Here is a 23,044-nt window from a genome sequence, read left to right on the forward strand (position 1 = left end):
CGAATGGCGGCAATGCGCCTCCATTCGGTCATTCGTGCCAAGGTTTCTTTGCTGCTAGAAGCCGCCATTCGGTCATCTGGCTGGCAACGGCTGCACCGTCGCCTCGCGCGATACGGACAGGCCCGCGAGAAGCGGCGCGTACGCGGCGAGCCTGCGGGATACGAAGTCGGTGAAGAGCCGCACGCGCTTCGTCTTGCGTGTCTCGCCCTGCGTGAGAAGCCAGAGTGTCCCATGCATGGGCGGGTTGATGCCCGGCACCCTGACCAGCAGGGGGTCGGTATCTCCGACGAAGCACGGCAGTTTCGTCATCCCGATTCCTTGCTGCGCCGCGATGATCTGCGTCTCGGCATCCGGCGTCCTGAACGGAGCTCCCATGGTGTGAACTTCTCCCTGGCGCGCCCAGTCCGGAATTCCATGATTGTCTATGACGATCCACCGGATGGGATCAGGCGTGCCCGCACGCAACGCGGCTAGTCGATCGCGAGACATGTAGACGCCGCTGAACAACTCCGGCCCCTTCAGTCCGTGAAGATTGAGCGGCAGGGTCTTGCGGTCGGCGACAATGCGGATCGCGACGTCGGCCTCCCGGTTGGTCAGATTCGCCACCTCGCCAGTGGTCAAGATTTCCATCTCGATGTCGCGATGCATACGCGCGAAGTCGGCGAGATCTGGCATGAGCAGGTGTGTGGCGAGAAACGGTGGAAGTGTCACCCGCAAAAGCCCGCGCGCGCTCTGGTCGCGACCGAAGACGCGCGTCTCTAACTGGTGCGACGACGCTTCCATCCGCTCCGCGAGTTCGAGGACCTCCTCGCCCGCAGCCGTCAGGCGGTAGCCCGAAGGCAGCTTTTCGAACATCTGCGCCCCGAGACGTTCCTCGAGCTGGGCGATGCGTCGCAGCACGGTTGAATGATTCACTCCGAGGTGCGCGGCGGCAGCCCGCACCGAGCCTCCGCGCGCGGCGGCAAGAAAGTAGCGAACGTCATCCCAGTCGATCATGGTGCATTCCTGCGCCGCGCAGTGCGGTTTGCAAAGCCCATTCTAACACGCTCAGCCGTGGTTCGCGCGGTCGTCGCGGCGTTCAATCATCCAGCTGGATCGTTTTCGCACCACCGATGTGCGCGATTGCGCACTCACCGCCCGACTTCGGCGAACCCATCTTGAGGCTCTCGCGGGACTTCCCCGTACAGCCAAGGACACGAGACGGCGAAACAAAGGATACATGACATGAACAGACTGAATGGCAAGACCGCCGTCATCACCGGCGGCGCCACCGGCATCGGTCGCGCCGCGGCAAAGCGCTTCATCGAGGAGGGCGCCTTCGTCTTCATCTTCGGCCGCCGGCAGGAAGCGCTCGACGCCGCCGTGGCCGACCTCGGGCCCAATGCCCGCGCGGTGAAGGGCTCGGTCTCGAATGAGGCCGACCTCGACCGGCTCTACGCGGCGGTGAAGGCCGAGCGCGGAAGCCTCGACATCGTCTTCGCCAATGCCGGGGCCGGCGGCCCGCTTCCGCTCGGCCAGATCACCGCCGAGCACATTGACGAAACCTTCGACACCAATGTGAAGGGTACGATCTTCACGGTCCAGAAGGCGTTGCCGCTGATGGGCCAGGGCGGCTCGATCATCCTGACCGGATCGAGCGCCGGCACCACGGGCGCTCCGGGGTTCACCGCCTACAGCGCGAGCAAGGCGGCAGTGCGCAACCTCGCGCGGACCTGGGCGGAAGACCTGAAGGGCACCGGCATCCGGGTCAACGTGCTGTCGCCAGGGGCGACGGCGACCGAACTCGCGAGAGAGGCGCTGGGCGAGGAAGGCCAGAAGGCCTACGGCGCGATGACTCCGCTCCAGCGCATGGCCGATCCGGCGGAGATCGGGGCCGTGGCCGCCTTTCTCGCGTCGTCGGACAGCAGCTTCATGACTGCCAGCGAAGTCGCCGTCGACGGCGGCCTGGCACAACTGTGACCCCGATGCGGGACCACGCTTCTCAAACTCTACGAAAAACCAAACACACGACCAAAGGTGAAAGATTATGAAAAAACTCGAAGGTAAGGTTGCAGTCGTCACAGGCGGAAGCAGCGGGATTGGCTTGGCGACGGCCAAGCGCTTCGTGGAAGAAGGTGCACACGTCGTCATCACCGGGCGACGAGAGAAAGAGCTGAAGGAGGCCGCAGCCGTCATCAAGATTAACATTACGACGGTCACGGGCGACGTGGCTCGCTTGGAGGATCTGGACCGGCTCTATGCCATCGTGAAAGAGAAACATGGTCACATCGACGTTCTCTTCGCGAACGCGGGCGCGGGGACAATCGCACCGCTCGCGGTCGCTACTGAGGCCCACTTCGATCAGACCTTCGATGTGAACGTGAAGGGGCTGTTCTTCACGGTGCAGAAGGCCCTTCCCCTCTTCAAAGACGGCGGTTCGATCATCCTGAATTCTTCGGTTTCGAACGTGTTGGGATTGCCGGGGTTTAGCACATACGCCGCGAGTAAGGCGGCCGTGCGCAACTTCTCGCGCGCTTGGACACTGGAGCTGAAAGACCGCAAAATCCGGGTGAATACGATGAGCCCCGGAGCAATCGAGACCCCCGCGTTGGAGACAACGACAGGCCTTACCCCTGAGCAAGCCGAGCAAGCGGCCGCCCAGTTTGCGTCACAGATCCCAATGGGTCGCAGGGGCAAACCAGAGGAAATCGCGGCTGCCGTCACGTTCCTCGCCTCCGATGAAAGTTCTTTCATCACCGGCGTGGATCTCGCCGTCGACGGAGGCATGGCGCAGGTCTGACCCCGCGTTAAAACAAGATCGGAGAAGCATCATGAGCTATTCAATTATCGGCTTCGGCAATATCGGCCAGGCATTGGCCAAGGCGTTTGCCCGCAAGGGCATCGACGTGTCCGTTGCAACGACGCGCGGGCCGGAAAGCTTTGCAGCCGATGCGGCCGCGATCGGACCCGCGATCATTCCCAAGAAGCTGGCCGACGCGGTCAAGGCGGACATCATCTTTCTGGCTGTCCGTTTCGAGTCGCACCCTGAGGTCGCGAAGGCGCTCGCCACTTGGCAGGGGAAGACCATCGTCGATGTGACCAATGCTTACGGCGTGCCTCCTGAAAAACTGGGGGGACAGCCTTCTTCCAGGTTCATCGCACAGGCCTTCACCGGTGCAAAACTGGTCAAGGGCTTCAACCATCTGGTCGCTGCTGTCCTTGATCAGGATCCGGCCGTGCATGGTGGCAGGAGGGTCGTGTTCCTGGCGAGCGACCATGACGACGCCGCGGCGGAGATTGGTGCGCTTGCGGAAAATCTCGGTTTCTCGCCGATCAAGCTTGGCGGGCTGTCGGAAGGTGGGCTGCTCGTCCAGGCGCGCGGAAACAGCTGGGGTCAACTGATCTTCAAGGACCTGGTCAAGTTCGACTGATGAACACTGACCTGCCAACCGGCAGGGCGACGATGCACGGATCGGGTACGATCCGATCCGTGCGGAATTGAGAAATTCCCATGAGCCTTGAGAAGCCCGCTGCAGCCATCGGCTTTGACGGTGGCTCAGCCATGGATCGCCCCCTCGCACTCGTCGAATGCTCAACCTAAAGGAGACTCCGATGTACGACCAATCCAAGCTATCCGAATTGATCCGGTTCGCACGTATAGACGCGGGCTCCACTGTCATTGACGTTTACCCAGGCGACGGCGACTGGACGCGCTTGTTCTCCGACGTCGTGGGACCCGAAGGACGGGTCTACAGCTTCGTGCCGGCCGAAGTCGCCGACTTCAAGAACGATCCGGTCGGCCGCATGCGGACGCTTGCGAAGGAACCGGGCCGAGAGAACGTCGAAGCCGTCTCGGCGGACCTCGTCGCGATGCCGCAGGCCACGCAACCCGCGGATGTCCTGTGGCTGCACCTGTTCTACCACGATCTCCACACCGCGCTGATTCAGAAGAAGGGCGCGACGGCGGCCGACTTCAATCGAGCCGTCCACGAGCGGCTGAAGCCCGGTGGGTCATACGTTATCGTCGACCACGCCGCCGCCGCAGGGGCGGGCACGAGCGACGCCCAGTCGCTGCATCGGATTGAACCTGCATCCGTCCGCGAGGAGGTGGAGGCAGCCGGGTTCGTACTAGACGCCGAAAGCACCATACTGGCGAACAAGGACGATGCGCATTCGATCAAGGTGTTCGATCCCTCGATCAAGGGCGAGACCGATCGCTTCGCCTATCGGTTTGTGAAGATCTGACACTGTTCGCCAACGATGAGATTGGCACTGCCGCGGAAATCTGGCCGCGCGCCTGCCGGCGCATGCTCGGCGCCGCTATTTCGAACGGAGCCGTCCCCCAGCAAGGTTTCGTTCGTTCGAATGACAACAAGCAAGGAAATAGGAGGTAGCGTCCAGGTGACGCGGCATCCAGCCGTAGCTCGAATTAAGTGGAGAATACGATCGCGGTGAGGGTCGCGCCAGGTGAGGTCAAGTGATGAATCATTTGCAGGGTACCAGGTCCAAATGTCTGCGCTTTGACTTCACCTTTACCGAACGACGGCCTTCGATCGTGCTTCACGGGATATTTGGCAGCGGGTGCAACGCCATGCTGCCGGTCGTTTCGTCAATCCTCATCCTGCTGTTGGCATCTCCGGCAAATAGCCAGCTGGCGCCCGACGCGTCCGCGACCGCCGCAGCCAATGGCGGGTCGCCGGTCGCGGTTTCGGAGCGCACCGATATCGCCAAAGGCGACGATGAGCAGGCGGCCTTACGCCGCGAACTGGCCGCGGCACGGGCTGAATTGGCCAGGCAAGCGCAGGCCCTGAAAGCGCAGCAGCGGACGGACGAAGCGCTCACGCTCAATCTGGAGACGGCGCAGCGTGCCATCGAAAATTTCAGGGCGGAAGCCAGTCTCTGGGATAGCAAGAAAGCCGCGATGCCTGAAGCGCCGCCCTCCGTGGATGGCTCCCAGGTCGCCGCGACGCAGGCGCTGGATGAGGAGCGCCATAAGGTCGGGCTGCTGGAACAGGAACTCGCCACGGCCCGTCAGACCATCGATGCGCTCAAGGCAGGCGAAAATCTGTCTGTAGCGGAGCAGGCCAAGGCGGTGAAGGGCCGGCAACAGGCCGACGACGCCGCGAAGCAGGCGCTGGATGAGGAGCGCCATAAGGTCGGGCTGCTAGAGCAGGAACTCGCCACGGCCCGTCACACCATCGATGCGCTCAAGACAGGCGCAAATCTGGCCGCCGCGGAGCAGGCCAAGGCGGTGAAGGACCGGCAACAGGCCGACGACGCCGCGAAGCAGGCTCGCAAAGCGCTCGAACTGGAACGTCAACGAACAGATTCAGCCATGCGTGCCCTCGACATTGCTCGCAAGCAAAGCGACGCCTTGAAGCAGAGCTCGATGGATTTGAGCGCGGCGCTGGACCAGGAGCGCGAAAGAGCCAACGGCCTGGCCCGCAGCCTCAGTGCCGCGCGCGACGAAATCGACAGCGCCAAAATCGACAGTATCAGGGAGAAGCGTCGGACCGCGGCAGTGGTGCGCGCGCCCAAGGCAGGTGTTTCCAAGAGCGCGCTCGCGAGTTCGCTGCCGGTCGCAGCCCATCAACCGGGCTTGCCGAAAAAATGGAAGGTGAAGGGTCGAAGGTCAGCACAAGCTGTCCTGCTGGCAACGATGGCTCTTCCCCCCGCATTGCTGCCAACCCGCCCACTCTCGCAGTGAAAGACAGGTGAGCGAAATGCACGGCGCAGGGAGGATGACAGTGAAAAAATATGTCGCGGCCGCGTTGACGATCGGCATCGCGATCGGGCCTGCCTCGGCCCTCGATGCAGGTTTAGGCGGCAAGGTCGGCGGTCTCGGGCTCGATGCCGGAGTGAGCGCCGGTTCGCAAGGCGCGTCCGTAGGGGTGGGCGCGAGCGTCGGCGGTGTCGGCGGAGCAAATGTCGGCGCTTCCGTCGGCGCAGGCGCCGGATCAGTCAGCGCAGGCGTCAGTGCCAGCGGTAGCGTAGGCTCCGCAGGCGTCAGTGCCGGCGGCAACGTTGGCTCCACAGGCGGAGGCCTTTCGACCGGTGTCGGCCTGGGCGCCGATCCGTCCGCCGGAAACGGATCGGCGGCCGCTTCCGGTGGTTCGGCCGCCACGGCAGCCAGCGGTTCTGCCGCGAAAGGCACTGGGTCCGCCAAGACCGCCGCTGGCAAGACCGCCACTGCCAACGCCGTCATTGCCAAGACCGCCAGGCCATCGATCGCCCTGCCGCCCGTCCTCAGGCCTTCCAAAGCCGGTCAGGGCGACCTCGCCAGGGGATATCCCTTTGCACCCCTGGAAGCACTGAAAGCGAAACCCGGCACGCCGGTCGCGGTCGTGCAAGCCTGTCGCGCGGCGATCCTGTCCGCCGCCAGGCCGCTTGGCGCCGTGCGGGTCCGCGCGGTGAGCGCTGGTGCCTTGCGTCGACGTGGGAGTGCACTGACGGCGCCGATCCAGGTGCGAATAGACTATGCAGGGCGCGGTGGCATCGAAGTCCGGCAAGCGCAAGTCGGTTGTCGCCTCGATGCGGCGGGCAGGGTCATAGCGATAATGTAGAACCGATCTGCAACAGGGCACGCGCCGCTCCGCAGGCGTCGCCCGAGTTGAGCCGGCATATGCGGCCCTTCACCCCTTCCGCTTCTCCACCTCTGCCTTCCGCAGCAGGAACCGCTGGATCTTGCCGCTCGGCGTCTTCGGCAATTCGGCGACGAAATCGATCTCGCGCGGATAGGCGTGGGCCGAGAGCCGCTTGCGGACGTGTTGCGCCAGTTCCTCGGCCAAGTCAGGGCTGGCCTGGTAGGCGGGCGCCAGGATGACGAAGGCCTTGACGATCTCGGTACGCTGCGGGTCGGGCACGCCGACCACCGCCGCCTCGTTGACCGCGGGATGTTCGATGAGCGCGCTTTCGACATCGAACGGGCCGATGCGGTAGCCCGACGAGGTGATGACATCGTCGGCGCGGCCGATGAAGGACACCGAGCCGTCCGGCTCATATTCCACCGTGTCGCCGGTGCGGTAGTAGCCGCCCGCGATCGCCGGCGTCTCGGCCTGGTGGTAGCCGTCGAACCAGCGCAGCGGCGAGTTGGCGATGTCGACGGCGAGGATGCCGGGCTGGTTGGGGCCGAGCTCGTTGCCTTCGTCGTCCAGCACCACCATGCGATAGCCCGGCATGGCAAAGCCGGCCGAGCCCGCGCGCACGGAATGCGAAAGCCCATGGTGGTTGTTGACCATCATGCCGTTTTCGGTCTGGCCGTAATGGTCATGGATGGGCACGGCGAGATGGGCGTCGAACCAGCGGATCACTTCCGGGTTCAGCGGCTCGCCGGCGCTGCTCACCACGCGCAGCCGGCCCTTGATGCGGGCGGCGGCTTCAGGGCCTTCGGCGAGCAGCAGGCGGAAGGCGGTGGGCGAGCCGGCAAGGCTGGTGACGCCGAGCCGCTCGATGACATCATAGGTGTTCCTGGCGTTGAACGCGCCCTCGTTGAAGGTGGTGGCGATGCCGAGCAGCAGCGGGCCTGTGATGGCGTAATAGAGGCCGTAGGCCCAGCCGGGATCGGCGATGTTCCAGAAGACGTCATCGGGGCGCAGTCCGATCGCGTCGCGCATATAGGCGCCGAAGGCCAGCAGCGCGCTGAGCGGCACCGGCACACCCTTGGGCAGGCCCGTCGTGCCCGAGGTCGACATCATCATGAACAGGTCGTCGCCCTTGCGCATGACGGGTTCGCAATCGGGGGAGGCAGAGGCAAGGGCGGCGCGGAAATCGATGTCGCCTTGAGGCAAGGCATCGCCGGGGCCTAGAATGGTGGCGATCGGCGGGCAGTTCTCGATCTCGTCGAGCTTGCCGCGATTGGCCTGATTGGTCACCACCAGCCTGGCGCCGCTGTAGCCGAGGCGGTGCTCGATGGCCTTCGGGCCGAAGGCGGTGAACAATGGCTGGTAGACCGCGCCGATGCGCCAAGTGCCGAGGATGAGCGCGATGAGTTCGGGAATGCGCGGCAGCATGCCGGCGACGACATCGCCGGGGCCGACGCCTGCATCCTTGAGCAGGTTGGCGACGCGACCCGACATGTCCGCGAGGTCGTCGAAGCTGAACTGCCGCAGTTCGCCGCCGGCCGAGATGGCGCGCAGCGCCAGCCGGTTCTCACCGGTATGGCGGCCGCAGCATTCGACATAGGCGTTGATGCCGGTCGCCGGGTCGCCGTCAAGCCTGGCGATTTCATCCTCGATGCGAAAGGCCGCAACGGCGTCCTCGTAGCGTGGCAAGCCGGTCATGTCAGTCCTCCCTGGCGGCGCTCCATCTCCCCATGGCGCGCCTTCATCCGTCAGATTGCCTGAAATCGTGGTGACGGTCGATTGCGACGAAGGTGGACCGTGGAGCGGCAGGCATTGGCCTCGTTTGCACCGGCCTGTATCATAGCCAGGTGAATGCAGGAGAGGAGGGTCGGACGTGCGGCTGGGACGGAACCTCTGGCGAATCTGGGTCTGCATCGCCCTACTGGCACTTTGGCCGCGTGCCGCGTCGGCCGACACCATTGCGCCGGAGCGCATCGCTGTCGCCCTGTCGAAGCTAGAAGCGCTCGCCCAAGGCGCCGTCGCGGACGGTGGCGTGCCCGGTCTCGCCATCGGCGTGGTGCACGACGATGAGGTGATCTTCCTGAAGGGTTTCGGCCACCGCGAGGCCGGCAAGCCGGAGGCGGTCGACGCCGACACGGTGTTCCAGATCGCCTCGCTCTCCAAGCCGGTCTCCGCAACCGTCGTGGCGGCGCTGGTCAGCGACGGGATGGTGTCCTGGGATTCGAAGATCGCCGACCTCGATCCGGCCTTCCGGCTGGCCGATCCCTATCCGACCAGCCAACTCACCGTCCGTGACCTGTTTTCGCACCGCAGCGGACTGCCCGGCACCGCCGGAGACGACCTCGAGGACATAGGCTACGACCGGGCCGAGATCCTGCATCGCCTGCGGTTCGTGCCGCCGTCGTCCAGCTTCCGTGCCGGCTACTCCTACAGCAATTTCGGACTGACCGAGGGCGCCGTCGCGGCCGCCCTGCCGACAGGCAAGCCCTGGGAGGAGGTCGCCGAGGAGAAGCTCTACCGTCCGCTTGGCATGGCCTCGACCAGTTCCCGTCATTCGGACTTCGTCAAGCACGCCGATCGTGCCGCGCTGCACATCAAGGTCGATGGCGCCTGGGCCGCCAAGATAGAGCGCAATCCCGATGCGCAGGCGCCCGCCGGCGGCGTCAGTTCCACCGCGCGCGATCTCTCGCAATGGGTGCGCCTCATCCTCGGCAACGGGGTCTATGCCGGCAAGACGCTGATCGCCGCCGACGCGCTGGAACAGACGCATGTGCCGCTGATGACGCGGGGCAAGAACCCCGTCTCCGGCGGCGAGTCCTTCTACGGCCTCGGCTGGAATGTCGAATTCGGCCGGCATGGCCTGAGCTGGGGCCATGCCGGTGCCTTCAGCGTCGGCGCACGCACGCTGGTGACGATCTTCCCGCGGGAGAAGCTTGGCATCGTCATCATCGCCAACGCCTTCCCGACCGGCGTGCCGGAAGGACTGTCCGACAGTTTTGCGAACCTCGTCTTCGACGGTTCGGTGCAGAAGGACTGGGTCAAGGCATGGGACGGCATCTATGCCGGAATGTTCGGCCCGGCGGTCGCGGCGGCCAAGGCCACCTATGCCGCGCCGCCATCTCCGGCAAGGCCGGCCAGGCCGGCAAGCGCCTATGCCGGCCGCTACGCGAACGACTTCTTCGGCGATGCCGTCGTGGCGAGTGCCGGAGACGGCCTTGTGCTCAAGGTCGGCCCGGCCGGCGCCCGGTCCTATTCCCTGGCGCATTACGACGGCGATCTTTTCCTGACCTTCCCCGATGCCGAGACTCCGGACAGGCCAACCGGCGTGAGCTTCGTCGTGGGCCCGGACGGCAAGGCGTCGGCCATGACCATAGGCTTCCTCGACGACAATCATCTCGGCACGCTGCGGCGCGTGGGCGACTAGGGCTGACGGGGGCAACGCGCCGGACGCGGATGTTGTGCCGCAGCCCCAGACGCCCGATGCCGGATCGCCGCAAAGGACGCTGCGATGGTTCACTGCGCCGCAACGCGATCGCGATGGGCGATAGTGCCGGCGCTGGATGCAGCCTGACAACCGATCGGATTTTTCTCACGACGCATTACTGAGGTGGGACTTTACGAAAACGACATCCGCTTTGCGCCTGATGTCAGCCACAGAGAACTACTCTGCCGGTGCCCGCGAGCAGACATCGCTGTTCTTCCAGAACCGAACCGTCTGCTCTCGGCTTCAAAGGCGCAATGCACGAAGTCACTAGGGCGGCATTCCCGCCATCTTCAGAGCCTCGACATACTTTTTCCGGTCTTCGGGTCGTCGGAACGGCGGCAGCACGTCAGCAATATTTACAAGCCGCAGCGCAGGAGCGACCTTCGCATGGCGCTCGATCGTCTCCTTCGCTTGACCTGATCGCCCGGCTAGGGCGTGGCTGGCGGCAGCAACGCGTAACGCGCTTGCGTAGTTGGGTTGCTGTCGAAGCGCCCGCTCCGCCCACAGCAACGCGTCGTCGTAGTGGCCGGCACAGAAGTGGGCCAGCGCGGTGCAGAACTGCCAAGAGTAAATTCGCAGATCGAGCGGACTGAGGCGCATTGCGCGCGCGGCGTGCTCAATTCCCTTGTCCGGTTGGCCCAAACACGTCTTGACCCAGCTGCTGTAGCCCCACGCCAGAGCCAGGTTTGGGTTGAGCGCAAGCGCTTCGTCGAGGCGGGCCGCGGCCTCTTCAATGTCGCCACCGACATAGCCAAGCACGTAGCCGCCAAACGAAAGCGCAATGGCATCGTCGCGACCGAGGTCGATCGCTCTAGAAGCAAATCCAAGCGCCTCCTCGACTTCCTGCGTGCGATCGACCATCCAGCCATTGCTCTTCCGAGTGGAATAGCATCGCGCGGCTCTGGCGTGGGCGAGTGCGAACTCCGGGTCGCGGGCGATCGCTTGATTGAAAAGCCACAGCGCTTCCTCGCCAGCGGCCTTGGTGATCGTCCGGTCGAAGGTAGCAAGCCCGCGTAGATAGTAGTCATAGGCTTCAAGGCTCTCCGTCGGCTTGCGTCTGGCGCGCTCGATCTCGGCCTGCTCCATTTTCGGCGCGATTGCCCCGACGATGCTCGATGTGATCTGGTCCTGCAGATCGAACACCTCCGCCAGCGCGCCATCGAAACGGTCGGCCCACAAATGTGCCCCTGTCGAGGAATCGATGAGCTGGGCTGAAATGCGCAGCCGTTCGCCAGATCGGCGCACGCTGCCCTCAACCACATACCGAACACCCAGCTCGCGCCCTACCTTCTTCACGTCAACGGCGCGGCCTTTGTACGCAAAGCTCGAATTGCGGGCGATGACCAGCAAGTGGCGAAAGTGAGCGAGCGCTGTGACTATGTCTTCAACGACACCATCTGCAAAATATTCCTGCTCCGCATCGCCGCTCATGTTCTGAAACGGCAAGACCGCAACTGATGCCTGGTCGCGCTGGCTGGCAAGCGCCCGCGGCTCGATGCGAAGTGACCCTTCCAATCTAACCTGAAACACGCGTACCGGGTGCTTGATGTTTTTCAATTTCCGCTCGCCGAGATCCTCGAACGCAAGACCCAAACGGTCACCGACTTCATGGCGCACCGAAGACGAGACTACGATTCCGCCGGGCTCCGCCATGCTCTCAAGCCGAGCGGCGACGTTAACTCCATCGCCGAAGATATCGTCGTCCTCGACGATCACGTCGCCGAGGTTGATCCCGATCCGGAAGTCGATCCGGCGATCGCCCGGCTCGCCCTCGTTGCGGCTGGCCATGCCGCGTTGGATCGCTGCCGAGCAGGCCACCGCATTGACTACGCTGGGGAATTCTACAAGCATCCCGTCGCCCATCAGCTTGACGACGCGCCCCCGATGCTCGGCAATGCTGCCGTCGAGGAATTCCTTGCGATGGGCGTTAAGCGCCGCCAGGGTGCCGGCCTCGTCGACGCCCATCAGCCTAGAATAGCCGACCACGTCGGCGGCAAGGATAGCGGTAAGGCGGCGCTCCATAGAACAAGCCTGGCTTAGTTAATCGGAGCAGCCTAGCGCGTTTCACCACGGTGGCTAGCCGGATTCGGGAATCTGTCGACCTCACGCTCGGTCGTCCGCATTGCTGTTCTTACTGGCCCTGCAGCATGTGCAGGGGCAAAGCATGTATATTCGGAGCTTAAGGGCAGCGCGACAGCCAAAAGCGGACGTTCAGCTTGCGGCCCCCAAAACAGAACGCCCTGTTTCTCGCAGGATCTGCATCCGGCTCGAGATTTTTCCCCTAGGTATCGGCGGTGCAGGGGGCTAGCATAGGGATCACTGGGGGTGTGCGATGACAGCTGTCTCGATACGCCGGGCGGACTTCATGATGGTCCTGGCCTATGCCTCGGACCTCGCCACAGGCCATTCTCGCGACTTCGCGCTGAAATCCTGCGTGCTTGCAATGCGGATCGCCGAGCTTGCGGGGGTTTCCGATGAGGTTCGGCGCAGCGCCTACCATCAGTCGATGCTGCGCTATGTCGGCTGCAATGCCGACACGGACCTTCTGGCGGCCACGTTCGGCGACGAAATCGCGCTGCGCCAGGATCTTGTCGGTCTCGACATGGGCAATCGAGCGGAACTGGGCAGGGTCTTCGTGCAGGCCTTCAAGCGATTCTACTACGATCTCGAGCCTGACGCGCAGGCCAGGGCGATCGAGGCCGCGATGTCGCAGGCGCTCGCGGTGGCGCGCCCGGTGCTCATCGCGCATTGCGAGGTCGCGCAGCGGATCGGCGAGCGGCTCGGCCTGTCCGACGAGATCCGGCGCAATCTCGGGCAGATCTACGAACGCTGGGACGGCAAGGGCTTGCCGCGCGGGCTGAGTGGCGAGGATGTCCTGCCCGCCGTGCGCCTGATCACATTGGCGCAGGACGCGATTGCGCTCAGCGATGCCGTCGGCATCGACGGGATGGCCGAAACCGTGGCCAGCCGCGGCGACGGTCCATACGAAGCGGAACTGGCCCGGCTCGTCTCGGCCAACGCGGCGGTGCTGATGGAAGGCATCGGCGCGACGGTCGAACGCGAGACCATCCTGGCGCTCGAGCCGGATCCGCCGGTGACGCTGGACGAGGGGGCTTGCGACGAGGCGTTCCTGGCCATAGCCGACATGATCGACATGCGCATGCCGTTTACGCAGGGCCATTCGAGGATGGTGTCGGAACTGGCCGCGGGTGCGGGCAAGCGGATCGGGCTGCCCGCCCCTGATGTTCGCGCGCTGCGCTGGTCGGGCTGCATCCACGACATTGGCGAACTGGTGGTGCCGGTGGCGACCTGGATGCGCAACGGTCCGCTGTCGGTGCGCGAACGCGACGCGGCACAGCTGCACGCCTATTACGGCGAGCGGGCCCTGGCCTCGTTCGGTCGCGAGGGCGAGGCGATGGCAGCCCTCGTGCTTCGCCATCACGAGCGCCTGGATGGCTCGGGCTATCACCGCAAGGTCGGCGGCTCGGACCTGTCCCCGGCGGCAAGGATCCTGGCCGCCGCAGAAGCCTTCCAGACGTCGCGAGAGGAACGTCCGCACCGCAAGGCGCTGTCCAGCGAGGCGGCGGCGGCGCAGCTGCGCGCCGCCGTGCGTGACGGCTGTATCTGCCCCGACGCCGCCGAGGCCGTATTGTCCTTCGCCGGGCAGCCATCGCGGCGGGCCGTGCCGCGAGCGCTGGCCGGAATGACGCCGCGCGAGGTCGAGGTGCTGCGCGTGATCGCCGCCGGACTTACGGCGAAGGAAGTGGCCCGAAAGCTCGACATCTCGCCCAAGACCGCGGACCACCATATCCAGAGCGTCTATGCCAAGATCGGCGTGACCACCCGTGCCGCGGCCGCGCTCTACGCGGTCGAGCACGGCCTTGTCCGACCAGGCGAAACGCCGGCATAGGGAATCCACCCCATGCGCGCCCGCTCCAGGGCGCGCATCGTGATCCCGTCGACAGGCCAATGACGGCCGCAACCGACAGGAGGAAATCAGATGCTGCTCGCAACGACCAAAGTGGCTGATATCGATCACTTCATCCGTATCTTTTCGACCAAGGGCGCCGACAAGCGCCGGCTGCACGGCTCGAACGGCGCGACCGTCTTCCGCGACCCCAGCGAGCCCGACCGCGTCTGGGCGATCTTCGACTGGGACGCCGAGGGCTGGAAGAATTTCGTGTCCGATCCGGAGGTGCCAGCGATCCTGCAGGAAGCCGGCCATGTCGGCAAGCCGCAGGCGGCACTGCTGCTCGGCCACTACGAGGCCTGATGTCCCGCACCGGGCGCCGCCTGCCGCCAGGCGGCGCGCCCCCGACGAACCCCAAGATTTGGAGAAATCAAATGGATCCGAAACCCATCAAGATCGGCCTTGTCGCCGAACTCACCGGCCCATTGTCTTTCATGGGCGTCGCAAATGCGAACCTCACCACCATGCTTGTCGACGACATCAACGCCAAAGGCGGCTTGCTCGGCCGGCCGGTGGAACTCGTCATCGAGGATGGCGAGACCACGGACAGCGTTGCCAAGGCAAGGGCCGCGAAACTGGTCGACGTCGACAAGGTCGACGTGGTCGTCGGCGGCATCTACAGTTCGACCCGCCTGGCCATCAAGAGCGAGGCGGTCACCCGGGGCAGGACGCTCTACATCTACACCGAACAGTATGAGGGACAGGAAAACGATCCGCTGATCTTCTGCACCGGGCCCGTGCCCGCCCAGCAGGTCGAGCCGCTGATACCATGGCTCATGAACAGCACCGGCGCGAAGCGGTTCTATTTGCCGTCGGCCGACTACATCTGGCCCCATTTGCTGAACAAGGCGGCGAGCCGGGCGGTGCGCGCCAATGGCGGCGAGATCGTCGGCGAGGAGTATTTTCCGCTGGACACCGTCGATTTCCGGCGGACGGTGCAGCAGATCATGGCGAGCGGCACCGACGTGGTTTTCAACACCATCGTCCCGCCGGGCCTGACGCCGTTTCTCGAAGAGTTGCACAAGGCGGGTTTCGGCAAACGCGGCGGCAAGATCGTCTGCACCTACTTCGACGAGAACTTCTTCAATCTGGTGCCATCCGATCAGATCGAGGGCCTCTACAGCTGTCTCGACTACTACCAGGAACTCGACGAACCGTTCGGTCGCGCGCTGTTGCGCCGCTACGGTGAACGGTTCCCCGGTGGGGCTACGCTCACCGCGGGCAGCGGATGCACCGGGCACTACCGGGCGATCAAGATGTGGGAAGCGGCGGTGAAGGAAGCGGGCAGTGCCGAGCGGGACGCGGTCATCCGGGCGCTCGATCACGCCCGCATCAGCGAGGGACCGGGTGGCCCGGCCGAAATGGTCCCCGGCCAGCACCATGTTCGCATGAACATGTACATCGCGCAGGCGCAGGGCGGTCGGTTCCGGGTTGTCAAGAATTTGGGTTCGATCGATCCCAACGAGCGCGCGCTCAGCGACGAACTGGGGTAACTGGCGGCGTCGGAACGGACAGTCCGCATCCGGCGCGGTCTTTGAAAGTGATTGGCTTTGTCACCAGAGCAGCGGGCCTTGCCGCTCGCTCCCGGCTCATGACCCCTGGCCGTACCGGAGCAGTTTGAAGCAGTCGCCGCTGCCCGACTTCGCCTGCGACAACACCGGTTTTGACCCGTCGAGCCATTCCTGATGCGACCTGGCATCGGCCTCGATCCCATTGACCGGGGCCGCGCCGACGAAGCCGCGCCCTTGGCTGAACAGCCAGCAGGCGCGGGCCAGATGCTGCCTGGAGCGCTGGCGCAGCAGATCGGCATCGTAGAAGATGTCGAGCACCTCCCGCTTGACCCGGCTCTCCTTTTCCGAGTCGGCGACCGCTGCCTCCGGCGGATCGCCGCCGATCGTGTCCCGCAGGTCCTTGTAGTCGAGGGCGAGCTGGGTGGTGGCGTATTTGATCTCGCTCTCGTCGCGCACGATGTCGAACCACAGCCTGGAATCCAGCTCGTTGACGACGAAAGAGGATTCGAAATCGCGCGACAGGTTCAGCACCTCGAAGTCCGCGAGATCGACGTCGCGCTCGACCAGCAGGATCCTGGCCGCCTGTTTGCCGAGCTCTGTCCCGTGGAGGCTGACGGCGGTGTTCTTGCCGCCGAGCTGGGGGCTGAGATAGGGTCCGCCTTCATCCAGCAACTCGTCGAATTCTTCCAGCGACTGCATCACCGGCGCGCCGCGGGCAATGCGCGCGGCGAGTTTGGCGAGAACCTGCTGCAGCTCGGTCTCGCGCCGGCGCTGGTCCTGATAGTTTTGCTGGAAGAAGAAGATGAACAGCGACACGCCGATGCCGATCAGGATCACGCCCAGCTGTGAGAAGATGTTGCGATAATATTCGAGCAGCTTTTCGCGATGGCGCACGTCGTTGCGCACGCTGTGGGCGACGCCAAGATTGACGATCAGCGACAGGATCAGCAGCCCGGTGCCGACCAGGATGAGGCCGCCAATGAGGAGGTAGCCATGACCCGTGCTGAAATCCATCCGCTTATCCCAAGACCCCGCGCAGAATACTGCTATTTTGCTTCAAGACCTACGGTTTCGTCGGCGATGGGGTCGATGGCGGCGAGAGACCCATGATGGGCGCGGACCGATGGCCGCATCCCTACAGATTGGCCTCGGCGAAGATGTGCGCGGCCCAATCGAGGAAGACGCGCAGGCGCGGCGAGAGCTGGCGGTTCTGCGGGTAGAGCGCCGATAGCGGCGTCGGCGAGGGCGGGCAGTCGGCCAGCACTTCGACCAGCGTGCCCTGGGCAAGGTCCTTCTCGAAGCGATAGCGCGGCGCCTGGATGAGGCCGAGGCCGAGCCGCGCCAGATCGGCGGCGGTGTCGGAATTGTTGGCAGCGACGCGGCCCGGCAGCCTGATCTCGCGGGTCTTGCCGTTGACGGTGAATTCGAAGGGCAGCACCTCGCCGGTGCGCGACGAGACGAAGCCCACGGCCTGATGGCCGTCGAGCGCGTCGGGGGAGGCGGGCACGCCGTGACGTTCGAGGTAGGCGGGGCTGGCGCAGGTCATCTCGCGGATCATCCCCAGCCGGCGCATGATCATGCCGCTGTCGGGCGGCTCGCCGACGCGGATGACGCAATCGACGCCCTCACGCACGAGGTCGACCAGCCGGTCGCTCTGGCCGATCTGCAGGTCGATGCGGGGGTAGCGCGCAAGAAACTCCGGCAGGCGCGGCAGCAGGAAGGTGCGGGTGAGCAGCGTGCTGGCGTCGATGCGCAGCAGGCCGAAGGGCTCGGCCTTGCGGAAGGCGGCTTCCGCGTCCTCGATCTCGGCCAGGATCGACAGGCAGCGCCGGTAATAGGCCTCGCCGTCCTGCGTGGCGTTCACCTGCCGCGTCGTCCGCTCCAGCAGACGTGCGCCGAGATGTTCCTCGAGCCGGCGGATCGCTTCCGTCGCGGTTGAGCGCGGCAGGCCGAGATCGGCGGCGGCAGCGGTGAAACTGCGCCGCTCGAGCACGCGAACGAAGAGCCGCATCGTGTCCAGGCGATCCATAGCCTTTGTTCGCAGTTTCCGAATAGTGATGTCAAGTGACGGCTGATTATCCAAAAGGAGGCTGCATCTATATCCGTGTCACCAGCAACACGGAGAGACTCCCATGACAAACCAGCAGACAAAGACGGGCGACCCAATCAGAACCGCGATCGTGACCGGCGCTTCCAAGGGCATCGGTGCGGCGATCGCGCAGCGGCTCGCCGGCGACGGCTTCGCCGTCGTCGTCAACTATGCACGGGGCCGCACCGAGGCCGAAGCGGTCGTCGGCGCGATCGAAGCCGAAGGCGGCAAGGCGATCGCCGTGCAGGCCGACATCGCCGACCCCACCGGCATCGCCACCCTTTTCGATGCCGGCGAAAAGGCGTTCGGCGGCGTCGACATGCTGGTCAACAATGCCGGCATCATGAAGCTGTCGCCGATCGCGCAGACCGACGATGCGTCCTTCGACGCGCAGATCGCGGTCAATCTCGGCGGCGTGTTCCGGGGCATGCGCGAGGGCGCGAAACGCCTTCGCGACGGTGGCCGCATCGTCAATTTCTCCAGCAGCGTCGTCGGCTTCCTGCAGCCGGGCTACGGCGTCTACGCCGCCACCAAGGCGGCCGTCGAGGCGATGACGCATATCCTGGCCAAGGAGCTTGGCGGGCGCCGCGTCACGGTCAATGCCGTGGCGCCCGGCCCGGTCGAGACGGCGCTGTTCATGGACGGCAAGAGCCCGGCGCAGATCGAGGCCATCGGCAAGATGATCCCGCTCGGCCGGCTCGGCCAGCCCGACGACATTGCCGGCGTGGTCTCGTTCCTGGCCGGACCGGACAGTGGCTGGGTCAACGGACAAATCATCCGTGCCAATGGCGGCGCGATCTGAGGAGGCTGACATGCAACAGACAATCCTGATCACCGCGTGCGCGCAACTCCTGGAACGGATCGGCCTTGCCGACCTGCTCCATCCCAAAGCCTGAAAACCCAATCCCAACAGAAAGGAAACGATCATGCCATTCGCCAACATCAAGCTGCCGCAGGCGGCACTTTCCAAGGCGCAGAAGGAAGACCTCATCCATCGGACCACAGCCATGTTCGTCGACTTTTTCGGCGAAGGCGTGCGGCCCACCACGATGGTGCTGGTCGAGGAGATCGCCGACGGCGGCTATGGCCGGGCCGACGAAGTGTTCGTCATACCGGAAGCCTATCGCGCCAAGGAGTAGGCGCGCGCTGTCTCGGGCCGCTTGTTTCCCCCTAAATGGGGCGAGGGGCCCAGGTCTTGCAGCGCCGCGCCGCCCCACTGGACCGAAGGTCCGGGTGCTGGCGCTACCCTTGGAAGACTTGGGTTCCTCACCCAAGAAGGGGCGAGATCATCCTCAATCCCTCCTGGACATTCCGACCCAGTCAGCCGCCACCTCGGCAAACAGCCAGTCGCGGAACGCCCTGATCTTCTTCTGCCGCAGCGCGCCGTCGGGATAGACGAGATAGTAGCTGGCCGCCGATTTCAGCGCGAGGTCGAAGGGCCGCACCAGCCGCCCCGCCGCGAGGTCGGCCGAGACCAATGCGCTGCGGCCGAGCAGCACGCCTTCGCCATGCACGGCGGCCTCGACGGCGAAGGTGGCGGAATCGAAGCGCACGCCGCGCTTGGGGTCGATGCCGTCGACTCCGGCCTGTTGCAGCCATGTCGCCCAGTCGATGCGAAAGGCGTCATGGATCAATTTGTGGTGCCTGAGGTCCTCGGGCCGGCGCAGCGGATGTTCGCCTTGCAGCAGTTCCGGGCTGCAGACCGGGAAGACCTCCTCGTCAGCGAGAAATTCCGCCATCACGCCGGTGTAGCCGCCCTTGCCGTAGCGGATGGCGATGTCGATGCCGTCGCTGACGAAATCGGCCAGCACGCCCGAGGTCGCCAGCCGCACGTCGATATCGGCATTGGCGCGGTGGAAGCGATGCAGCCTCGGCACCAGCCAGCGGCCGGCGAAGCCGTCCGACGTCGAGACGCTCAGGATGCGCGTCGAGCGGTCGGGCGTGGCGGCGATGGTGGCGGCGGCGATCCGGTCGAGCGCCTTGCCGACCTCGACCGCATAGGCCGCGCCCACGGCGGTCAGGCGCACGGATCGCGTTCCCCGATCGAACAGCTGGATGCCGAGCCTGTCCTCGATGTTGCGGATGGCGCGGCTGACCGCGCCATGGGTGAGGTTGAGCTCGTCGGCCGCCCTGGAGAAGCTCAGATGCCGGGCGGCGGCGTCGAACGCGGGCAGGGCGGTGAGGGGCGGCAATCGTCGCGGCATGATCTCAACCTGTGAGTGTTGCTCACAAATCCTGCACAAAGAGTCGTTTGTCGTCCAGCCCGGAAATGCCCAGTATCAGGACGTACCGCGCATCGATGTCGACCTTTCCGGTTCCCTGATGCGTTCAAAGACCAACGATATGTGTGAGCGATCGTCATGCTCGCCCGATGGGCGGCACCGGCACGCTTGCGCCCTGACGAACATCGGAGACAGACAATGACCTCGACCCTTGGACCCATCGGCGCCGCGATGAGCGGCCTTGCCACGCGCAGCACGGCGGCATTCGAGCGCCGCCGCGTGCTGCGCCGGATTTCCCGGTTTTCCGACCGCCGCCTGCAGGACATCGGCCTGCAGCGCGACTGGGACGGTTCGATCTTGCACAATGGGAGGGGGATATGACCAGCACCCTGATCATCGGCGCGACGGGGCTTCTGGGCAGCGAAATGGCCAAGGCCAGCGCGCGCAATGGCGACAGCCTGCATGTCCTGGTTCGGGCAGCCACTTCAGCCAACGAAGAGCGGATGCGGCCGCTCAGGGAATTGGGCGCGACGGTGCATGTCGGCGATCTCGACGATTATGACAGCCTTGTGCGAGCCGTCGGCAAGGTCGACCGCGTCATCAGTTCGGTGCATGTCGGTTCGGCCAGCGAGATGACGCTGGTGCGCGCCGTCAGGGATGTCGGCGTCTCCCGCTTCGTGCCCTCCGCCGGCTTCGGCCTCGACTTTGCCGCCGCCGCCCCCGGCACGATCGCGCCGCTCGACATCAAGAGGGCCGTGTTCGACGCGGTCAGGGAGGCGGATCTGCCCTATACGGTGATCTACACCAACGGCTTCTTTTCCACCTGGGTGGCGACGCTGGGCGACCTGACGCGCTTCGGTTCGGCCGTGCTGCCGCCGGACGAGGTTACGCTCTATGGCGATGGCAATGTGCCGGCGACCTTCGTCAGCGAGAAGGACATCGCCGCCGTCACCATGCGGGCGCTGGCGGATCCCGCCGCTGTCCGCACGGAGATCCGCATCGCGCGAAACAGGATCACGCAGGGCGCGATGATCGATCTGTGGCGCCGGGTCAGCGGCCGCTCGCCGCGCGTCGTGAAGATGAGCGCGCAGGAGCTGGAGGGGTTGATCGCCGCGGTCCCCGGCCTCGGTCTGCTGCGGGCCTTCTGGATCCGTGGCGAGACCGCGCTTGAAACGGACACTCCGGAGGCGGGTGCGCTTTATCCGGAGCTGAGGTTCGAGAGCATTGAGAGTGCTTTTGTGGCGATGGCGGCGGGAACGGCTGTGTGATCAGGTTGTGCGTCACGAACCTGGTTCTGCAAGCCTTGCGCCAGGCCCCCACTGGACCGAGGTTCCGGGTGGGGTCTGCGCGGTGCTGCAACACCTAGGTTCCTCCCCCCATGCCGCAAGACAATCTGCGACAAGCGCGGTTGTTGACGGAAGCCTACTTACGGCCGATAGGTCCGCGCGACCACTCCGAGACCTGCAATGACCGACCTCAAAGATGCAACCCGCGCCCCCGACTGGCAGGACGATGTCCGCCAGGGCGTGCGCCATGTGCGCGACCTCGACCGCCTGCCGCTGTCGCCGGCCGAGCGCGCAGCAGCTCAGGCGGCGGCCGCACTGCACAAGGTGCGTGCGCCAAAAGCCTATCTCGACCTGATCGACTGGAATGACCCGGCCGATCCGATCCGAGCGCAAGTCATCCCGTCACTGGGCGAACTGGAGGAGGTGGAGGGCGAGCTTGGCGATCCGATCGCCGACCATGAGTTCAGTCCGGTGCCGCGATTGACGCACCGCCATGCCGACCGGGTGCTGCTGTTCCCGACCTATCAATGCGCGGTCTACTGCCGGTTCTGCTTCCGCAAGGAATCGCTGACCTCGATCGGCCGCGGCTATACGCGCGAGGCGCTCGAGCCGGCGCTGGCCTATATCGCGGATCATCCCGAGATCCGCGAGGTGATCCTGACCGGCGGCGACCCGCTGTCGCTGCCCGACAAGGCCCTGGCCGAAATCTTCGCGCGCATCGAGGCGATCCCGCATGTGCGGCTGCTCCGCATCCACACGCGCGTGCCGGTGGCGCTGCCGTCGCGCATCACAACCGGGCTGGTCGCTGTGCTGCAGGGCCGGCTGATGGTCACGGTCGTCACCCATTTCAACCACGCGCGGGAGATCACGCCCGCGACCGAGGTGGCATGCCGGATCATGCGGCAGGCGGGCTTCGTGCTGCTCAACCAGAGCGTTCTGCTCAAGGGTGTCAACGACAGTGTCGAAGTGCTGGAGGAGCTCTGCCGCGAGCTGATGTACCGGCTGGGCGTAAAACCCTACTACCTGCACCATGGCGACCTGGCGCGCGGCATGGCGCACCGGCGCACCACGATCGCGCAGGGCCAGGCGCTGGTGGAAGCGCTGAGGGCACGCCTGTCGGGCATCTGCAATCCCGTCTATGTGCTCGACCTGCCGGAAGGCGGCGGCAAGGTGCCGATCGGGCCATGTCCTATCGAGGGCCGCGACGGGGAGAGCTGGCGGATACGCGGGCAGGACGGCGCGGTGAGGATCTATCGGGAGATTGTCGGCGAATAGATCCGCGCTATTGCCCGACAAACGCCAACACGACCACGCGCGGGGCGACGCAGTAGGCGAGGCTGAGCATGCGGCCGGTCTTCGTCGTCGCGCGGCCGGCATCGAGGTCCACGGCGATATCCTCGTAGCCCAGCACCTGGCGATCGAGCGGAAAGGCTGCCTTGTAGACCGCCTCCTTGGCGGCAAACAGGATGCGGCCGGCAAGTCGCGGATCCGCCGCGCCGGTGCGATCCGCGGCGGTTGCAACGATCGCGAAAATGTCGTCGGGCAAGGGTTCGGCGGGCTCGACGTCAATGCCGAGAGAGACGATACCGCCGACAGGCGCGACCGCCGCGACGGCCATGTCGTCGTCATGGGCGAGCGAGCCAATTATCCCGTCCGGCCAGACCGGAGCGCCGGATGGCGCGCGTGGGATGGCGAGGTCGCTGATGCCGGCATCGGCCAGCAGCCGGTGCGCGATCCAGCGGGCGGCGCCGCTGGCGCGCCGCATGGCCGGCCGGCGCGCGGGGATGGAGCGCGCTTCCTCGGGCAGCAGATGGGTCTCGTCCGCATCGCCTATCACCCGGCATCCGGTCCGGACGCTCCGCGGCGCGATTGCCGCCATCGCCTCGGCCAGCGCGGCTTCAGGGGAGGGCGGCCGGGTCAAT

General features: G+C 65.2%; 22 protein-coding genes. 15 read left to right on the forward strand and 7 right to left on the reverse strand.

Annotation, left to right across the window (positions count from 1 at the left end):
- Positions 1–72: 72 nt before the first annotated feature.
- Positions 73–996: a LysR family transcriptional regulator gene (locus CK228_RS22680; protein ID WP_095789299.1), complete on the reverse strand. Its 924-nt coding sequence runs from the start codon at positions 994–996 to the stop codon at positions 73–75.
- A 228-nt stretch (positions 997–1,224) separates the two neighbouring features.
- On the opposite strand from CK228_RS22680, the gene CK228_RS22685 reads away from it, so the two are divergent.
- The 6 genes from CK228_RS22685 (at position 1,225) to CK228_RS22710 (ending at position 6,542) form a co-directional block, all read left to right on the forward strand.
- Positions 1,225–1,959 carry an SDR family oxidoreductase gene (locus tag CK228_RS22685; protein WP_095789300.1) on the forward strand — a complete coding sequence of 245 codons (735 nt, stop codon included), beginning with the start codon at positions 1,225–1,227 and terminating at the stop codon, positions 1,957–1,959.
- Positions 1,960–2,026: 67 nt separating this feature from the next.
- Positions 2,027–2,779, forward strand: a complete 753-nt coding sequence (locus tag CK228_RS22690) for a glucose 1-dehydrogenase (protein ID WP_095789301.1) — start codon at positions 2,027–2,029, stop codon at positions 2,777–2,779.
- 31 nt (positions 2,780–2,810) lie between these two features.
- On the forward strand, positions 2,811–3,410 hold the full coding sequence (locus tag CK228_RS22695; protein ID WP_095789302.1) for an NADPH-dependent F420 reductase: 600 nt from the start codon (positions 2,811–2,813) through the stop codon (positions 3,408–3,410).
- Positions 3,411–3,591: 181 nt separating this feature from the next.
- On the forward strand, positions 3,592–4,224 hold the full coding sequence (locus CK228_RS22700; RefSeq protein WP_095789303.1) for a class I SAM-dependent methyltransferase: 633 nt from the start codon (positions 3,592–3,594) through the stop codon (positions 4,222–4,224).
- 235 nt (positions 4,225–4,459) lie between these two features.
- Positions 4,460–5,686 carry a hypothetical protein gene (locus tag CK228_RS22705; RefSeq protein ID WP_143750616.1) on the forward strand — a complete coding sequence of 409 codons (1,227 nt, stop codon included), beginning with the start codon at positions 4,460–4,462 and terminating at the stop codon, positions 5,684–5,686.
- Between the two features lie 40 nt (positions 5,687–5,726).
- Entirely contained in the window at positions 5,727–6,542 is an 816-nt protein-coding gene (locus tag CK228_RS22710) for a hypothetical protein (protein ID WP_245437867.1), read from the forward strand.
- A 69-nt stretch (positions 6,543–6,611) separates the two neighbouring features.
- Here the strand turns inward: CK228_RS22710 and CK228_RS22715 are convergent, their stop codons facing one another.
- A complete protein-coding gene (locus CK228_RS22715) occupies positions 6,612–8,258 on the reverse strand; it encodes an acyl-CoA synthetase (RefSeq protein ID WP_095789305.1) in 1,647 nt (548 codons plus the stop codon).
- Positions 8,259–8,433: 175 nt separating this feature from the next.
- Between CK228_RS22715 and CK228_RS22720 the strand changes: the two genes are divergently transcribed.
- Complete coding sequence (locus tag CK228_RS22720; RefSeq protein ID WP_095789306.1) at positions 8,434–9,984, forward strand: serine hydrolase; 1,551 nt, start codon at positions 8,434–8,436, stop codon at positions 9,982–9,984.
- Between the two features lie 327 nt (positions 9,985–10,311).
- Here the strand turns inward: CK228_RS22720 and CK228_RS22725 are convergent, their stop codons facing one another.
- Positions 10,312–12,066, reverse strand: coding sequence for an adenylate/guanylate cyclase domain-containing protein (locus CK228_RS22725; RefSeq protein ID WP_095789307.1), 1,755 nt, complete (start codon positions 12,064–12,066; stop codon positions 10,312–10,314).
- A gap of 310 nt (positions 12,067–12,376) precedes the next feature.
- Between CK228_RS22725 and CK228_RS22730 the strand changes: the two genes are divergently transcribed.
- The 3 genes from CK228_RS22730 (at position 12,377) to CK228_RS22740 (ending at position 15,507) form a co-directional block, all read left to right on the forward strand.
- Entirely contained in the window at positions 12,377–13,954 is a 1,578-nt protein-coding gene (locus tag CK228_RS22730; RefSeq protein WP_095789308.1) for an HD domain-containing phosphohydrolase, read from the forward strand.
- A gap of 90 nt (positions 13,955–14,044) precedes the next feature.
- Complete coding sequence (locus CK228_RS22735; RefSeq protein ID WP_010910579.1) at positions 14,045–14,317, forward strand: hypothetical protein; 273 nt, start codon at positions 14,045–14,047, stop codon at positions 14,315–14,317.
- A gap of 71 nt (positions 14,318–14,388) precedes the next feature.
- Positions 14,389–15,507: a substrate-binding protein gene (locus CK228_RS22740; RefSeq protein ID WP_095775124.1), complete on the forward strand. Its 1,119-nt coding sequence runs from the start codon at positions 14,389–14,391 to the stop codon at positions 15,505–15,507.
- 96 nt (positions 15,508–15,603) lie between these two features.
- On the opposite strand, the gene CK228_RS22745 is transcribed toward CK228_RS22740, so the two are convergent.
- Both CK228_RS22745 and CK228_RS22750 read right to left on the reverse strand, forming a co-directional pair.
- On the reverse strand, positions 15,604–16,539 hold the full coding sequence (locus tag CK228_RS22745) for a hypothetical protein (protein WP_095789309.1): 936 nt from the start codon (positions 16,537–16,539) through the stop codon (positions 15,604–15,606).
- A 121-nt stretch (positions 16,540–16,660) separates the two neighbouring features.
- The gene (locus tag CK228_RS22750) at positions 16,661–17,554 is read right to left on the reverse strand and encodes a LysR family transcriptional regulator (protein ID WP_095789310.1); all 894 of its coding nucleotides are present in this window, start codon (positions 17,552–17,554) and stop codon (positions 16,661–16,663) included.
- Positions 17,555–17,657: 103 nt separating this feature from the next.
- On the opposite strand from CK228_RS22750, the gene CK228_RS22755 reads away from it, so the two are divergent.
- Together CK228_RS22755 and CK228_RS22760 are read left to right on the forward strand one after the other, a co-directional pair.
- Positions 17,658–18,416 carry an SDR family oxidoreductase gene (locus tag CK228_RS22755; protein ID WP_095789311.1) on the forward strand — a complete coding sequence of 253 codons (759 nt, stop codon included), beginning with the start codon at positions 17,658–17,660 and terminating at the stop codon, positions 18,414–18,416.
- Between the two features lie 124 nt (positions 18,417–18,540).
- Complete coding sequence (locus CK228_RS22760) at positions 18,541–18,753, forward strand: 4-oxalocrotonate tautomerase family protein (protein WP_095789312.1); 213 nt, start codon at positions 18,541–18,543, stop codon at positions 18,751–18,753.
- A 153-nt stretch (positions 18,754–18,906) separates the two neighbouring features.
- Here the strand turns inward: CK228_RS22760 and gcvA are convergent, their stop codons facing one another.
- Positions 18,907–19,818, reverse strand: a complete 912-nt coding sequence (gene gcvA, locus CK228_RS22765; RefSeq protein ID WP_095789313.1) for a transcriptional regulator GcvA — start codon at positions 19,816–19,818, stop codon at positions 18,907–18,909.
- A gap of 216 nt (positions 19,819–20,034) precedes the next feature.
- Here gcvA and CK228_RS22770 point away from each other — a divergent pair, with 216 nt between their 5' ends.
- The 3 genes from CK228_RS22770 (at position 20,035) to CK228_RS22780 (ending at position 22,397) form a co-directional block, all read left to right on the forward strand.
- Positions 20,035–20,217 carry a DUF1127 domain-containing protein gene (locus tag CK228_RS22770; protein ID WP_095789314.1) on the forward strand — a complete coding sequence of 61 codons (183 nt, stop codon included), beginning with the start codon at positions 20,035–20,037 and terminating at the stop codon, positions 20,215–20,217.
- Positions 20,214–21,104, forward strand: coding sequence for an NmrA family NAD(P)-binding protein (locus CK228_RS22775; RefSeq protein WP_095789315.1), 891 nt, complete (start codon positions 20,214–20,216; stop codon positions 21,102–21,104). Before CK228_RS22770 ends, CK228_RS22775 begins: the two co-directional genes overlap by 4 nt.
- Before the next feature lie 198 nt (positions 21,105–21,302).
- Positions 21,303–22,397 (forward strand): KamA family radical SAM protein, encoded by a 1,095-nt coding sequence (locus tag CK228_RS22780; protein ID WP_095789316.1) that lies wholly within the window; start codon positions 21,303–21,305, stop codon positions 22,395–22,397.
- 7 nt (positions 22,398–22,404) lie between these two features.
- On the opposite strand, the gene CK228_RS22785 is transcribed toward CK228_RS22780, so the two are convergent.
- Positions 22,405–23,043, reverse strand: a complete 639-nt coding sequence (locus tag CK228_RS22785) for a 4'-phosphopantetheinyl transferase superfamily protein (protein ID WP_095789317.1) — start codon at positions 23,041–23,043, stop codon at positions 22,405–22,407.
- Between the last annotated feature and the right edge of the window lies 1 nt (position 23,044).

Source organism: Mesorhizobium sp. WSM4312, from assembly GCF_002294875.1.
In the GTDB taxonomy this organism is placed as follows: domain Bacteria; phylum Pseudomonadota; class Alphaproteobacteria; order Rhizobiales; family Rhizobiaceae; genus Mesorhizobium.

Bases quoted from the DNA above. Each gene is read 5' to 3' on its own strand.
- CK228_RS22680 (WP_095789299.1), bottom strand. From the start codon at position 996: ATGATCGACTGGGATGACGTTCGCTACTTTCTTGCCGCCGCGCGCGGA.
- CK228_RS22685 (WP_095789300.1), top strand. From the start codon at position 1,225: ATGAACAGACTGAATGGCAAGACCGCCGTCATCACCGGCGGCGCCACC.
- CK228_RS22690 (WP_095789301.1), top strand. From the start codon at position 2,027: ATGAAAAAACTCGAAGGTAAGGTTGCAGTCGTCACAGGCGGAAGCAGC.
- CK228_RS22695 (WP_095789302.1), top strand. From the start codon at position 2,811: ATGAGCTATTCAATTATCGGCTTCGGCAATATCGGCCAGGCATTGGCC.
- CK228_RS22700 (WP_095789303.1), top strand. From the start codon at position 3,592: ATGTACGACCAATCCAAGCTATCCGAATTGATCCGGTTCGCACGTATA.
- CK228_RS22705 (WP_143750616.1), top strand. From the start codon at position 4,460: ATGAATCATTTGCAGGGTACCAGGTCCAAATGTCTGCGCTTTGACTTC.
- CK228_RS22715 (WP_095789305.1), bottom strand. From the start codon at position 8,258: ATGACCGGCTTGCCACGCTACGAGGACGCCGTTGCGGCCTTTCGCATC.
- CK228_RS22725 (WP_095789307.1), bottom strand. From the start codon at position 12,066: ATGGAGCGCCGCCTTACCGCTATCCTTGCCGCCGACGTGGTCGGCTAT.
- CK228_RS22730 (WP_095789308.1), top strand. From the start codon at position 12,377: ATGACAGCTGTCTCGATACGCCGGGCGGACTTCATGATGGTCCTGGCC.
- CK228_RS22735 (WP_010910579.1), top strand. From the start codon at position 14,045: ATGCTGCTCGCAACGACCAAAGTGGCTGATATCGATCACTTCATCCGT.
- CK228_RS22740 (WP_095775124.1), top strand. From the start codon at position 14,389: ATGGATCCGAAACCCATCAAGATCGGCCTTGTCGCCGAACTCACCGGC.
- CK228_RS22745 (WP_095789309.1), bottom strand. From the start codon at position 16,539: ATGGATTTCAGCACGGGTCATGGCTACCTCCTCATTGGCGGCCTCATC.
- CK228_RS22750 (WP_095789310.1), bottom strand. From the start codon at position 17,554: ATGGATCGCCTGGACACGATGCGGCTCTTCGTTCGCGTGCTCGAGCGG.
- CK228_RS22755 (WP_095789311.1), top strand. From the start codon at position 17,658: ATGACAAACCAGCAGACAAAGACGGGCGACCCAATCAGAACCGCGATC.
- CK228_RS22760 (WP_095789312.1), top strand. From the start codon at position 18,541: ATGCCATTCGCCAACATCAAGCTGCCGCAGGCGGCACTTTCCAAGGCG.
- gcvA (WP_095789313.1), bottom strand. From the start codon at position 19,818: ATGCCGCGACGATTGCCGCCCCTCACCGCCCTGCCCGCGTTCGACGCC.
- CK228_RS22770 (WP_095789314.1), top strand. From the start codon at position 20,035: ATGACCTCGACCCTTGGACCCATCGGCGCCGCGATGAGCGGCCTTGCC.
- CK228_RS22775 (WP_095789315.1), top strand. From the start codon at position 20,214: ATGACCAGCACCCTGATCATCGGCGCGACGGGGCTTCTGGGCAGCGAA.
- CK228_RS22780 (WP_095789316.1), top strand. From the start codon at position 21,303: ATGACCGACCTCAAAGATGCAACCCGCGCCCCCGACTGGCAGGACGAT.